The following is a 13081-nucleotide window of genomic DNA, read 5'->3' on the forward strand; positions in this document are numbered from 1 at the left end:
CGATTGACCCTGGGGCTGGGCCTGTACATCTGAAGTCTGTGTTTGGTCTGTCATAGGATTACCCATCAGGTCTTATGACCGGTGTCGAGTTTTCGTTCAAGGTTCTGGCTGTATCTGGAAATGCCGAAGCAGAAGACCCAGAAACAGAACGCCACAAATACATAGCCCTCGATGGCAACGTTCTGCCAGGCGGGATCTGTCACAGTGGACTGGACCGTTCCCAGAATGTCGAACAGGCCGATGATCAGCACCAGTGTGGTGTCCTTGAACAGGGAAATGAAAGTGTTCACGATGCCCGGAATTACCATCTTCAGGGCCTGCGGCAGGATTACCAGCCCCGTCTTGCGCCAGTACCCCAACCCCAGAGCATCGGCGGCCTCGTACTGGCCTCGCGGAATGGCCTGCAGACCACCGCGAATTACCTCAGCCATGTATGCGGACTGCCACAGTGTTATGCCGATCAGGGCCCGGGCCAGCTTTTCGAAGTTCACACCTTCCGGAAGAAACAGTGGCAGCATCACCGAGGCCATGAACAGGACCGTGATCAACGGAACCGCCCGCCATACCTCGATAAAGACCACACAGATCCCCCGGATGATTGGCATCTCGGAGCGCCGGCCCAGCGCCAGCAATATGCCAATTGGCAACGAGGCTACGATCCCGATGTAAGCAAGGATCAGCGTCAGCATCAGACCGCCCCATTTCGAGCTCTGCACTTGTTCCAGGCCGAATGAACCGCCGGGAATCAGGAAGTAGCCAACAACGGGCAGACCGAAGATGCCAAAGAGTCCCAGCCACTTCCGGCCCGGAAACCGCTCGATAAACTGGGGCACAAAGGCAATGGCCAACAGCAGGAACATCGCGTCCACCCGCCATTGCAGCTCGTCCGGGTAAAACCCGTAGATAAAGAAGTTCAGGCGCTGGCTTATAAACAGCCAGCAGGCGCCGGCACCCGTGCAGTCACTCGCATCAGCGCCAACAAAGTTGGCGTCGAGGAAGAACCAGTTGAGCAAGGGTCCCACACTGGTAACCAGCATATAGGCGACACCCAGCGTCAACACCGTGTTGAACCAGCCGGAGAACAGGTTCTCCCGCATCCACTTGACCGGCCTGAGCGCCTTCTTGGGTGCTTTCATGGTTGACTCGGTCATCATCGCTCCTTAATGGCCACAGCCCGGTTATAGATGTTCATGAACAGCGAGATCAGCAGACTGATGGTGAGATACACCGCCATGGTTATGGCGACAACCTCTACGGCCTGCCCCGTCTGATTGAGCGTGGTACCCATGAATACCGCCACCAGGTCCGGATAGCCAATCGCGGTGGCGAGAGACGAGTTTTTGACGAGATTCAGGTACTGACTGGTCAGCGGTGGAATGATGACCCGCATGGCCTGCGGTATAACCACCAGCCTCAGGGTGAGGCCATTCGGCAGACCAAGAGCCTTGGACGCCTCAGTCTGCCCTTTACTGACAGAAAGGATACCCGAGCGCACAATTTCCGCGATAAAGCTGGCGGTGTACAGCGAAAGTGCAATCCACAGGGCGGCTAACTCTGGAATTATCGTGATACCTCCACCGAAGTTGAATCCCCTCAGAGCAGGCAGTTCCCAGTCAAGCGGGCGTCCCGCTACCAGGTAGGAAATCACCGGCACAAACACCAGAATCGCGACTCCAACCTTGAAGGTCGGAAAAATCTGCCCCGTCGCCAACTGACGCTTTTTGGCCCAGACCCGGACCCCAACGACAGCAGCAATGGCAAGCAGAATGCCGCCCCAGACAATCCCGAATCCTTCCTGAGTCATTGGCTCAGGCAAATACAGGCCCCGATTGTTGAGGAACATGGCACCCCCCACATCGACACTTTGACGCGGTGAGGGAAGATTGCTGAGTACGGCAAAGTACCAGAAGAAAATCTGCAGCAGCAGTGGAATATTGCGAATAACCTCGATGTAGACCAGCGCCATCTTGGCCACCAGCCAGTTACTCGAGAGCCGCGCTACACCGATAATGAAACCGAGAATGGTAGCGGCCACCACACCCATCGCGGAAACAAGCAGCGTATTGGTCAGACCGACCCAGAACGTTCGGCCATAAGACATGGTTGCATCGTAAGGCACCAGATTCATGATGATGCCAAAACCGGCGGTTTCATTCAGAAACCCGAAACCGGTGCTGATGCCACGGCTTTGCATATTGGAAAGCGTGTTATCGACGAGAACCCATCCGCCCCAGAACACAAGGGCAATGGCGATCGCCTGGAAGAAGAGTGAGCGGACCCGGGGGTCATACCAGGGCTTGGGCCCTGCAGGTCGGGTATCAATGGTTTGTTTTTTCATGGAGTGTCCTGAAGAGCTTTTCCCTGTGGTTTACAGCATCAGAGATAACGGCGAAGCCTCCGATCAGGAGACTTCGCCGCATGCCTTCAGGTCTTAACGGACCGGCGGGGCATACATGATGCCGCCTTCAGTCCACAGCGCGTTGATACCGCGGTCCAGGCCCAGCGGGGTATCCGGACCTACGTTGCGGTCATACATCTCGCCGTAGTTGCCAACCAGCTTCACTACCTTGTGACCAAAGTCATCCGGCAATCCGAGCTTGGCACCCATATCGCCGTCGGTACCCAGCAGACGCTGAATGTTCGGGTTATCGGACTTCAACATGTCGTCGGCATTGGCGCTGGTAACGCCCAGCTCTTCGGCATTGATCTGCACAGAGAGCACCCACTTGACGATGTTGAACCACTGATCGTCACCCTGGCGTACAACCGGGCCCAGCGGCTCCTTGGAGATGGTATTCGGCAGAATCTTGGCCGAATTCGGGTCAGACAGCTTTGAACGCAGGGCTGCAAGCTGTGAACGGTCAGAAGTCAGAACATCGCAGCGACCGGCCGCAAAGCCCTGAACCGTCTGTTCCGAGGTATCGAATACGATTGGCTTGAATTCCATGCCCTTGGCGCGGAAATAGTCAGAAAGGTTAAGTTCGGTAGTGGTACCGGCCTGAATACAGATGGTGGCACCGTCCAATTGAGTGGCGTCGTCCACGCCAATATCTTTGTTGATCAGGAAGCCCTGCCCGTCGTAGTAGTTCACGCCGGCAAAGTTCAGGCCCAGAGAGGCATCCCGGGTCAGTGTCCAGGTGGTGTTACGGGAGAGCATATCAATTTCGCCAGACTGCAGGGCGGTGAAACGCTCCTTCGCGGTCAGCGGTGTAAACTCAACGGCGCTCGCGTCACCGAAAATTGCCGCGGCCACCGCACGGCAGGTGTCTACGTCGATACCGGTCCAGTTACCTTTTTCGTCAGGCTGAGAGAAACCTGGCAGTCCGCTGGTCACCCCACACTGGAGATGGCCTTTTTCCTTGACGTTTTCCAGAGTGGTGGCAGCCATGGCCCCAGTGGCCGTGAACGTGCCTACCGCCAGAGCAATCCCCAGGGCAATCGATTTCGTCTTTCTCATTGTCTTTTCTCCGAACATCAGTTGGTTTTTCGCGACGTGTGACCTCAGCAATTTGCGAGCCATACACACTAAACCTTTGATTTGTATTGTTTTTATCCGCCACCGGGGCGTTACAGACAGATCTGGAACCAGGTGGCGCTGCTTCATGCACTGTTACAGTGCCCTCACTGCAGCCCTATGCGCCAAAAAAAGGCAGCTTTAGGGCCGTGCTCCTTAAAAGTAGAACAAGGTTCAGTAAATGAACTAGTTTTTATGCAAAATTATTCGGAAATTTTGAAGACGGGAGGCTCTTTATAGGTCTCGAGGCGCTTCAGCCATCCTGGCAGCCAGCGCTCTCGTTCGATCGGATCCTTGGCGTTTTCAGCCCTGCGTGTAAGAACAGTGCCAGCCGCCTCCCTGAATTGCACCAGAGCACTCCGGTCAGGTGAGCCAGACATTTCCAACAGCACCTGCAGCAGCCCCCAGCCTTGATCGTTGTAGCGTTCCGTAGCTGAAAGCCCCTCTCCCTTGAAATTCACATAGTCGATGATGGCGTAAACACCGCCGGGGGTCTGACCAAGCGCTTCCAGCCTGGAAGCCACCTCTGACCTTCGCTCACCCGGAGCTGCCTCAATGATCTGCCCAAGTGACCGCCTGGCGCGCCGAAATATAAATTCTGCCTGTATCCCCTGGGTGCCAGCCAGAAACTCCCGCAGTTCCGCAAGCCGGGGTGAATCGTCGACAGCAAGAAAGTCCGCTTTTACGTCCCAGGGAGCATCGAAAGGCTCCAGCGCCCGCAGCCATTCGGGAATATTGACTTGCCGTTGCTCCATGTATTCCATCAGCGCAGGAAAGCTTTCAACAAACCGTCCCTCGACGCCCTCCGGATACCAGATGAAGTGCCCAATCCCGAGCGACGGGAACGCCTCGCCATCATTCCAGTGGACCAGACACTGGAAACGACCGGCACACTCGTTCCGGAAAATCTGTTGGCCCACCCAGTCCAACTGGGCGGAGGTCAGCGCCAGGGAAACATCAACATCAGGACTTTCCGACGCGGACAAATCCTGCGACCCAGGACCGGGATTCGTAGCCTCATTCGCGGAATCACAACCAGCGAGGGTGAAAACCGTGATCAGAAAAAGCAATGCAAACGATTTACCAAACACCAACGCCTCCGGGAAGGTCAAAATTGCGCGCGATCACTCTACAACATGTTCAGACAGTCTTGCTTTGATGTCCTCTGGAATCGGAAGGGCTTTCTCCGTCTCATAATCAAAATGAATCAGCACGGCCACCCCCCGGGCAATCTGCTTATCGCCCTGCCACGCTTCCTGAACCACACGGAAGGACGAATTGCCGATCTTGCCGATGCCTGTTTTGATCTTGACCGGAATATGCCAGTAGCTCTGGGCCAACAGATCAATCTCCAGCCGTGCAATGATCAGCGGCCAGGTCTCTGCCTCAAGGGTGGGATGAAAAATCCGGAAAACCGGCGTTCTTGCCTGCTCGAACCAGACCGGTAGAGTGGTATTGCTGATGTGCCCGAGGGCATCGGTATCGCTGAAACGTGGTTCCAGTTCCAGATGAAACATGGCGGCTTCCCCCTGTTTGAAAACCGCCTACTATACACCGGCCACACGCAAACAACCCAGATCTCCGACTAAGGCACGATACGCAGAATCCGGCCGTCGGCATTGTCGGTGAGCAGATACACCCCGCCGTCAGGCCCGGTAGCAACATCCCGGATCCGTTCGCCAAGTTCCTCGAACATCGTTTCCGTGTCGCTGGCTTGCCGTCCGTCCAGGGTCACCCGGTGCACACTTTCGTCGGCAAGCGCACCGACAAGCAGGTTGCCCTGCCAGCCAGGAAACAGTTCGCCGCGGTAGCGTGTCATTCCCGAGGGAGCGATTGAAGGCGTCCAGTGCAACAGCGGCTGCTCCATACCCTCCCGCTCAACAAAGGGCGTGATCATAGCTCCGGTGTAGTCTATGCCGTGAGTGATCACCGGCCAGCCATAGTTACGGCCTGGCTCGATGATGTTGATCTCATCCCCGCCACGCGGGCCGTGTTCATGGGCAATCAGCAGGCCCTCAACGGAATCGTAGACCAGCCCCTGCACATTGCGATGCCCGTAACTGTAGATTTCCGGGAGCGCGTCGTCCCTGCGAACGAAGGGATTATCGGCCGGAGCACTGCCGTCCGGGTTCAGCCGGACAATCTTGCCCAGATGACTCGACAGGTCCTGTGCCTGCTCACGGTAGTCGAATCCGTCCCCCAGCGTGACGATCAACGTTCCATCCGGAAGCCAGGCCATTCGGCCGCCATAGTGGGCACTGCCCCGTTTCGCAGGTTTAGCCCGGAATATCTCGACAACGCCTGTCAGAGCCATTCCCTGCAACTGACCACGGGCAACACAAAGGTGATTGGCAGAGGCGGTACCGCAGGCGTAGGCGAGAAATACCGCCTGATCAGCCTCAAAATCCTGCGATAACAGGACATCAAAAAGGCCAGCCTGGGCATCATCGAAAACTGGAGGCACACCGCTGATCGGCTCCTGGCCCAACTCCCAGTCCGCCGAGATTCGACGCAGTCGCCCTGCCCGTTCGGTTACCAGGGCGCCACCGTCGGGAAGAAATGCCAGGGACCAGGGATGCTCCAGGCCAGAAGTTACCGTCTCTACGGTATAGTCGCCCGAAGACTGGGCCTGTACCGGGCCAGGCATCGATCCGAGGCCTGCTGTCAGGCAACAGGCCAGCACGGCGTTCGAGGCGCGGACACTGACACCCGCAAACGATTTGGCGGTCAAGCGGGCGAACAAGGCACCGGCAAACGCCGCCGTGGCCAATATGGCCAGCAATCCACCCGCGGACCGGGTCGCCGCAATCAGTGTCGGCATGGGCGCCAGGGCATTGACAATCATCAGTGCCGCCCATAGCCCGACTGCTCCCGCAAGCGCGAACAGCGGAACCCGCAGTCCACGCCCCACAAATTTGGAAACGACCGCGGCGACGCTCTGGGAAACCAGGAAACTGACGCCAAACAGGATCAGGTAGAGCGGCGCAAAGGAGGCCAGGTCGTGCACGGTAGCGGAAACGCGGGCGTCAAGTTCAACCGCCACCCCCATTGCCTGAAGGGCCAGGAGGTTTAACTGTGTCTGAACCACAGTTCCAAGAATAACCCCGACCACCAGTGCCACCAGAAAACTGATGACGTTTATCTTCTTTAACTGCCTTCCTGCCATGTTTCCGCCTCCAAAACCGTTTGCCGTTTATACGACCAGTTCTGTCAGATACAAACACAAAAAAGCCGGAGCATCACGCTCCGGCTCTTTTTCGAGGCAGTTTCAGCCTACGAACTCACTGCTCCACAAAGGCCCGCTCAATCACGTAATGCCCCATGTCGCCACCGCGGGCTTCCTTGAATCCCATGTTGTTCAGGATGGCGCAGGTGTCCTTTAGCATGCTCGGACTGCCGCAGATCATGAAACGATCGGTTTCCGGATCGAAATCCGGCAGGTCCAGATCACGGGTGATTTTCCCGGTTTCCATGGCATCGGTCAGCCGGCCCTGGTTGCGGAACTCTTCCCGCGTGACGGTTGGATAGTAGACCAGCTTGCCCTTCACCATCTCACCGAAATATTCGTTCTCCGGCAGTTCCTCGATTTCCTTCTGATAAGCCAGCTCCGAGACGTAACGAACGCCATGGGTCAGGATCACCTTGTCAAAGGCCTCGTAGACCTCGGGGTCCTTGATGATACTCATGAACGGTGCGAGCCCCGTGCCAGTGCTGATCAGCCAGAGGTTCTTGCCAGGCAGGAGATTATCCAGAATCAGAGTTCCCGTCGGTTTGCGGCTAACCAGAATCTCGTCGCCCACCTGGATCTTCTGCAGACGCGATGTCAGTGGGCCGTCCTGCACCTTGATGGAGAAAAACTCAAGTTCTTCCTCATAGTTGGCACTGGCGATACTGTAGGCGCGCATCAGGGGCTTACCCTCGGTCTCCAGACCAATCATGACAAAATGACCGTTCTTGAAACGAAAGCCCGGATCCCGGCTTGTGGTAAAGCTGAACAGGGTATCGTTCCAGTGATGAACGCTGGTAACTTTCTCTTTGATCAGGTTGCTCATGTAAACCTCTTGCCTGTTCGATACGCTGTTTTACGGCGAATGATTTAACTTTGGATTGCGCTTAGTCTAACCCGGCACTAACCTATCGGGAAAATGGGATATTCTCATAACCTTATTCGAGTGAGCCGATTAAGAGCCAAAAGTTATGAAATACAGTTTCCGACAGCTGGAAGTTTTCCTGGCAGCGGCGCACTTCCAGAATATTACCCGCGCTGCCGAATCGCTGGCCATGTCGCAGTCAGCAGCCAGCAGTGCGCTGAAAGAACTGGAAAACCAGTTCGATATCCAGCTGTTCGATCGCGTTGGCAAACGGCTTCAGTTAAACGAGCTCGGGCGGCTTTACCGCCCGAAAGTCGAAGCTGTTCTTGCTCAGGCCAATGAGCTGGAACAGGCCTTCAGCAAGCACACGGAAGTAGGCGCTCTGAAAGTTGGCGCCACGCTTACTATTGGCAACTATCTGGCCGTGGGTGTGATGGCCCAATACATGAATACCCCTACCCACCCCAGAGTCTCCCTGGAAGTTGCCAACACCAGCACCATAGCCAGACGTGTCAAAGACTTCGAGCTGGATATAGGTCTGATCGAGGGGGAACTGCAATCATCAGAGCTGGATGTGTTGCCCTGGCGAGGCGACGAACTGGTGGTGTTCTGTTCGCCCAGCCACCCCCTGGCGAGCCGGGATTCGCTCTCGGACGAGGACCTTCGCAACGCCACCTGGATCATGCGGGAACAGGGGTCAGGCACCCGCCAGAGCTTCGAGCGGGGCATGCACGGACTGCTGCCGGATCTGAACGTGCTGCTGGAACTGGAACACACGGAAGCCATCAAACGGGCAGTTGAGGCAGATCTGGGCATTGGCTGCCTGTCTGAAGTGGTGCTGGCCGACGCCTTCAAGCGTGGCAGTCTGGTGCCGCTGACCGTGCCGGCACACCGTCGGTTTGATCGCCAGTTCTACTTCATCCTGCACAAACAGAAATACCGCAGCGCTGGGATAGACGCCTGGATAGAGCTTTGTAGGAACCTGGAGTGATGAAGACGGGGTCAGAAGAAAGCTTTCTTCTGACCCCAACCTGGCGGGCCAGGCCTAGCCCATCGGCCCACTGTGGAACCGGAACTCCGTATCCGGCTCCTCGATCAACGCCTTCTCAAGCGCCAGAAATTCGCCGACGCGCGCCTCGACAGGCCCACCTGCGGCCTGCTCGGCCAGTGACAGATAATCCTGATAATGCCGGGCTTCGGATTTCAGCAGACTGGTGTAGAAATCCGCCAACTTCTCATCCAGGAACGGCACCAGGGCGGCAAAACGCTCACAGGAGCGCGCTTCGATGATGGCGCCAACAATCAACACATCCACCAGACGCCCGGGATCTTCTGTGCGAACTTCCTGTCTCAACCCTGCGGCGTAACGAGCCGGCGTCAGGTGACAATAGTCCACGCCCCGCTTATTCATGATCGCCAGCACCTGCTCGAAATGCCTGAGTTCTTCCCGGGCCAGCCGGGACATCTTGTTCAGCAGATCAGTGTTGTCGACATAGCGGTACATCAGGCTGAGCGCTGTGGAGGCGGCCTTTTTCTCGCAGTGGGCGTGATCGATCAGCATCAGGTCCTGATTAGCCAGGGCGTTGTCGATCCATCGTTGCGGAGTCCGGCATGGCAGGAAGTCGTGAATCTCTTGCAAGGCGTCGTTCATGGCTCAGTATATTGATTGATTTGCAGCCGGCGAGTATAGCGCACTTAACAGATTCCTCCGACCTCTGTCCAACTTAACTTTATAAGGGGTTTCCTATAGAATGCAGCGCCAGATTAAGGAGTCTCTGAATAAACCCTGAAACCCCATCGGTGATTTGAGGCATTATTCAGAGGCTCCTGTGGCCTTTCCGCCAAAACCTCCCGCCAAGGCATGAAGCCAACGGCGCGGGACATTCCAACTGATGAGGGTCCATATCGTGTTAGAAGCCTATCGTGAACACGTTGCTGAACGTGAAGCCCTGGGTATTCCTCCCAAGCCCCTGAACGCCGAGCAGACCGCTGCTCTGGTCGATCTGCTGAAAAACCCGCCGGCCGGTGAGGAAGATACCCTGGTGTATCTCCTGGAAAACCGCGTTCCGCCGGGCGTGGATGAGGCCGCCTATGTGAAGGCCGCTTTCCTGACCGCCATTGTTAAAGGCGAAGCATCCTCTCCCCTGCTGGACAAGCCCAAAGCGGTGAAGCTATTGGGCATGATGCAGGGCGGCTATAACATCGCGACCCTGGTTGACCTGCTGGACGACTCCGAACTGGCTGAACTGGCCGGTGAGCAGCTCAAGCGCACTCTGCTGATGTTCGACGCCTTCAACGATGTGAAGGAAAAGATGGACGCAGGCAACGCCGTTGCCAAGGCCGTGGTTGAATCCTGGGCCAACGGCGAGTGGTTCACCAACAAGAAGAAGGTGCCCGAGAGCACCAAGATGGTGGTGTTCAAGGTCACCGGCGAAACCAATACCGACGACCTGTCCCCGGCCCCGGATGCCTGGTCCCGCCCGGATATCCCGCTGCACGCTCGCGCAGCCTACAAAATGGAACGTGATGGCCTGAAGCCGGAAGAGCCGGGTGTAACCGGCCCGATGAGCCAGATCGACGAAATCAAGTCCAAAGGCCTGCCTGTTGCATTCGTGGGCGATGTGGTCGGTACCGGCTCCTCCCGTAAGTCGGCCACCAACTCCGTTCTGTGGTTCTTCGGTGAAGACATCCCGGGCGTGCCGAACAAGCGTGCCGGCGGTGTCTGTATCGGTAACAAGGTTGCTCCCATCTTCTTCAACACCATGGAAGATGCCGGTGCCCTGGTTTTCGAAGCCCCTGTCGACGACATGAACATGGGCGACGTTATCGAGATCCGCCCGTACGAAGGCAAGATCCTGAACGAGGCCGGCGAAACCATCTCCGAGTTCAAGTTCAAGTCCGACGTGATCCTGGACGAAGTTCAGGCCGGCGGCCGTATTCCGCTGATTATCGGCCGTGGCCTGACCGCCAAGGCTCGTACAGCACTGGGCATGGGCGCGACCGACCTGTTCCGCCTGCCGAAAGATCCCGAAGCCGGCACCAAAGGCTTCACCCTGGCCCAGAAGATGGTCGGCAAAGCCTGTGGCCTGGAAGAAGGCAAAGGCGTTCGTCCGAACACCTACTGCGAGCCACACATGACGACAGTCGGCTCCCAGGACACCACCGGCCCGATGACCCGGGACGAGCTGAAAGATCTGGCGTGTCTGGGCTTCCAGGCCGATCTGGTCATGCAGTCTTTCTGCCACACCGCTGCTTACCCGAAGCCGGTTGACGTGGAAATGCAGCACACCATGCCGGACTTTATCCGTACCCGTGGCGGTGTTTCCCTGCGTCCGGGCGACGGTATCATCCACTCATGGCTGAACCGCATGCTGCTGCCGGACACCGTGGGTACCGGTGGTGACTCTCACACCCGTTTCCCCATGGGCATCTCCTTCCCGGCCGGCTCCGGTCTGGTGGCGTTCGCTGCTGCCACCGGCGTTATGCCGCTGGACATGCCGGAATCCGTTCTGGTTCGCTTCAAGGGCGAAATGCAGCCGGGCATCACCCTGCGTGACCTGGTACACGCTATCCCGCTGTACGGCATCAAGCAGGGCCTGCTGACCGTTGAGAAGAAAGGCAAGATCAACGAGTTCTCCGGTCGCATCCTGGAAATCGAAGGCCTTGAGCACCTGACTGTAGAGCAGGCGTTCGAGCTGTCTGACGCTTCTGCCGAGCGCTCTGCTGCTGGCTGCACCATCAACCTGTCTGAAGAGTCCGTGGCCGAGTACCTGCGCTCCAACATCACCATGCTGCGCTGGATGATTGCTGAAGGTTACGGCGACCCACGTACCCTGGAGCGTCGCGCACAGCAGATGGAAGAGTGGCTGGCCGATCCGAAGCTGATGCGTGCCGACAAGGACGCGGAGTACGCCCACGTGGTGGAAATCGATCTGGCTGAAATCAAGGAGCCGATCGTGTGCTGCCCGAACGATCCGGACGACGCCCGGACGCTGTCCGAAGTGGCCGGCGACAAGGTTGACGAGGTATTCATCGGTTCCTGCATGACCAACATCGGTCATTTCCGTGCCGCCGGTAAGTTGCTGGCGCAGAACAAGGAACCCCTGAAGACCCGTCTGTGGATGTCACCGCCCACCAAGATGGACCAGGCTCAGCTGATGGAAGAAGGCTACTTCAACATCTACGGCACCGCCGGTGTTCGCACCGAGATGCCGGGCTGCTCCCTGTGCATGGGTAACCAGGCGCGTGTGGCGGCCAAGAGCACCGTCCTGTCGACCTCCACCCGTAACTTCCCGAACCGTCTGGGCGATGGTGCCAACGTGTACCTGACCTCCGCGGAACTGGCAGCGGTTGGCGCGGTACTGGGCAAACTCCCCTCCGCCGAGGAATACATGGAGTACGCCAAGGACCTCAACAGCATGTCGAAAGAGATCTACAAGTATCTCAACTTCGACCAGATGGAGAACTACACCAAGAAGGCCTCTGAGGCAAACGTTGCCTGAGCAGTGACTTTTAAGGTTTAGCTCCAAAAACGCCAGCCCTCGGGCTGGCGTTTTTTATGGAACACGGTTTGCCATTAACTGTTACACGCGTTACACGCGTGACTTGTTGGCGATCAATAGCAAATCAGCCTGGCCAGAATCGCCGCCACCATCACCAGGGTAATCAATTTAATCCAACGTGCTCCGCGCTTGCTCATATTCACCCGGGTAGCAATGAAAGCACCAGTGATATTACCCAGCGCCAGCGTCAGACCCACACCCCAGCGAACCTGGTCGTTGAGAGCGAAGACCACCAGAGCAGCGAATGTAAAAGGCAACACGATCGATACCTTGAGCACGTTCACCTGGCGCAGGTCGATCTTGAGCATGTGGTAAAGCACCACAATGAACAGCACGCCAACGCCTACCTGAATGAATCCGCCGTACATGCCAACGACGAACATCGCGAGATAAATGGCCGGACTGAGACGCTCCGGGGTCAGCGGCCGGGTACTGAGCACCGGTTGCGGCAGAAGCATAAATACGGAGGCGCCGATCATGGCGGACACCAACACCCACTCGAAGACAGTGTCCGATACCCAGGTAGCAATCCAGGCGCCCAGAAGCGAGCCGAGAACCGCGGGAAAGGCCAGATGCACACTGACGACCAGGTTGCCATGCCCCATCCGGTAGAAGCTGCCTACTGCAGTGATACTCTGCAGCGTTATCGCCACCCTGTTGGTGCCATTGGCCACTTGTGGCGGCAACCCCAAAAACATCAATAGCGGCAGAGTCAGCATCGATCCGCCAGCTGAGAGAACGTTAATAAACCCGGCAATGCCACCGATCGACAGTAATGCCAGGACTTCCAGAACAGTCACTCATCGCGCTCCGTTGCGGATTGGGGTGTCGCCATAAAAGAGACGAACGATCCGGAATCATTATGACCAAAAAAAGGACTCCCGAAGGAGCCCTTTTTCACTTCTTCAAACGCG

The 13081-nt window shown here is 57.1% G+C and carries 11 protein-coding genes; 2 read left to right on the forward strand and 9 right to left on the reverse strand.

Annotation, left to right across the window (positions count from 1 at the left end; all coding sequences use genetic code 11):
- Positions 1 to 65 precede the first annotated feature (65 nt).
- From KEHDKFFH_RS16115 to KEHDKFFH_RS16145, 7 genes are all read right to left on the reverse strand, one after another.
- The gene (locus tag KEHDKFFH_RS16115; protein ID WP_104322855.1) at positions 66 to 1151 is read right to left on the reverse strand and encodes an amino acid ABC transporter permease; all 1086 of its coding nucleotides are present in this window, start codon (positions 1149 to 1151) and stop codon (positions 66 to 68) included.
- Positions 1151 to 2338, reverse strand: a complete 1188-nt coding sequence (locus KEHDKFFH_RS16120) for an amino acid ABC transporter permease (protein ID WP_104322856.1) — start codon at positions 2336 to 2338, stop codon at positions 1151 to 1153. Before KEHDKFFH_RS16120 ends, KEHDKFFH_RS16115 begins: the two co-directional genes overlap by 1 nt.
- A gap of 93 nt (positions 2339 to 2431) precedes the next feature.
- Positions 2432 to 3457, reverse strand: a complete 1026-nt coding sequence (locus KEHDKFFH_RS16125) for an amino acid ABC transporter substrate-binding protein (RefSeq protein ID WP_192875799.1) — start codon at positions 3455 to 3457, stop codon at positions 2432 to 2434.
- A 260-nt stretch (positions 3458 to 3717) separates the two neighbouring features.
- Positions 3718 to 4605: a hypothetical protein gene (locus KEHDKFFH_RS16130; protein WP_104322857.1), complete on the reverse strand. Its 888-nt coding sequence runs from the start codon at positions 4603 to 4605 to the stop codon at positions 3718 to 3720.
- A 33-nt stretch (positions 4606 to 4638) separates the two neighbouring features.
- Positions 4639 to 5031: an acyl-CoA thioesterase gene (locus tag KEHDKFFH_RS16135; RefSeq protein ID WP_104322858.1), complete on the reverse strand. Its 393-nt coding sequence runs from the start codon at positions 5029 to 5031 to the stop codon at positions 4639 to 4641.
- Between the two features lie 68 nt (positions 5032 to 5099).
- A complete protein-coding gene (locus KEHDKFFH_RS16140; protein WP_104322859.1) occupies positions 5100 to 6680 on the reverse strand; it encodes a PQQ-dependent sugar dehydrogenase in 1581 nt (526 codons plus the stop codon).
- Between the two features lie 115 nt (positions 6681 to 6795).
- On the reverse strand, positions 6796 to 7566 hold the full coding sequence (locus KEHDKFFH_RS16145) for a ferredoxin--NADP reductase (RefSeq protein WP_064228897.1): 771 nt from the start codon (positions 7564 to 7566) through the stop codon (positions 6796 to 6798).
- A gap of 145 nt (positions 7567 to 7711) precedes the next feature.
- Here KEHDKFFH_RS16145 and KEHDKFFH_RS16150 point away from each other — a divergent pair, with 145 nt between their 5' ends.
- Complete coding sequence (locus KEHDKFFH_RS16150) at positions 7712 to 8596, forward strand: LysR family transcriptional regulator (protein ID WP_104322860.1); 885 nt, start codon at positions 7712 to 7714, stop codon at positions 8594 to 8596.
- Between the two features lie 54 nt (positions 8597 to 8650).
- On the opposite strand, the gene KEHDKFFH_RS16155 is transcribed toward KEHDKFFH_RS16150, so the two are convergent.
- Positions 8651 to 9256 (reverse strand): MiaE family protein, encoded by a 606-nt coding sequence (locus KEHDKFFH_RS16155; RefSeq protein WP_104322861.1) that lies wholly within the window; start codon positions 9254 to 9256, stop codon positions 8651 to 8653.
- Between the two features lie 256 nt (positions 9257 to 9512).
- On the opposite strand from KEHDKFFH_RS16155, the gene KEHDKFFH_RS16160 reads away from it, so the two are divergent.
- Positions 9513 to 12107 (forward strand): bifunctional aconitate hydratase 2/2-methylisocitrate dehydratase, encoded by a 2595-nt coding sequence (locus KEHDKFFH_RS16160; RefSeq protein WP_104322887.1) that lies wholly within the window; start codon positions 9513 to 9515, stop codon positions 12105 to 12107.
- A 113-nt stretch (positions 12108 to 12220) separates the two neighbouring features.
- Here KEHDKFFH_RS16160 and KEHDKFFH_RS16165 read toward each other — a convergent pair whose 3' ends face one another.
- The gene (locus tag KEHDKFFH_RS16165) at positions 12221 to 12967 is read right to left on the reverse strand and encodes a sulfite exporter TauE/SafE family protein (RefSeq protein ID WP_104322862.1); all 747 of its coding nucleotides are present in this window, start codon (positions 12965 to 12967) and stop codon (positions 12221 to 12223) included.
- Positions 12968 to 13081 lie beyond the last annotated feature (114 nt).

This window comes from Marinobacter maroccanus, assembly GCF_002933275.1.
Classification (GTDB): Bacteria; Pseudomonadota; Gammaproteobacteria; order Pseudomonadales; family Oleiphilaceae; genus Marinobacter; species Marinobacter maroccanus.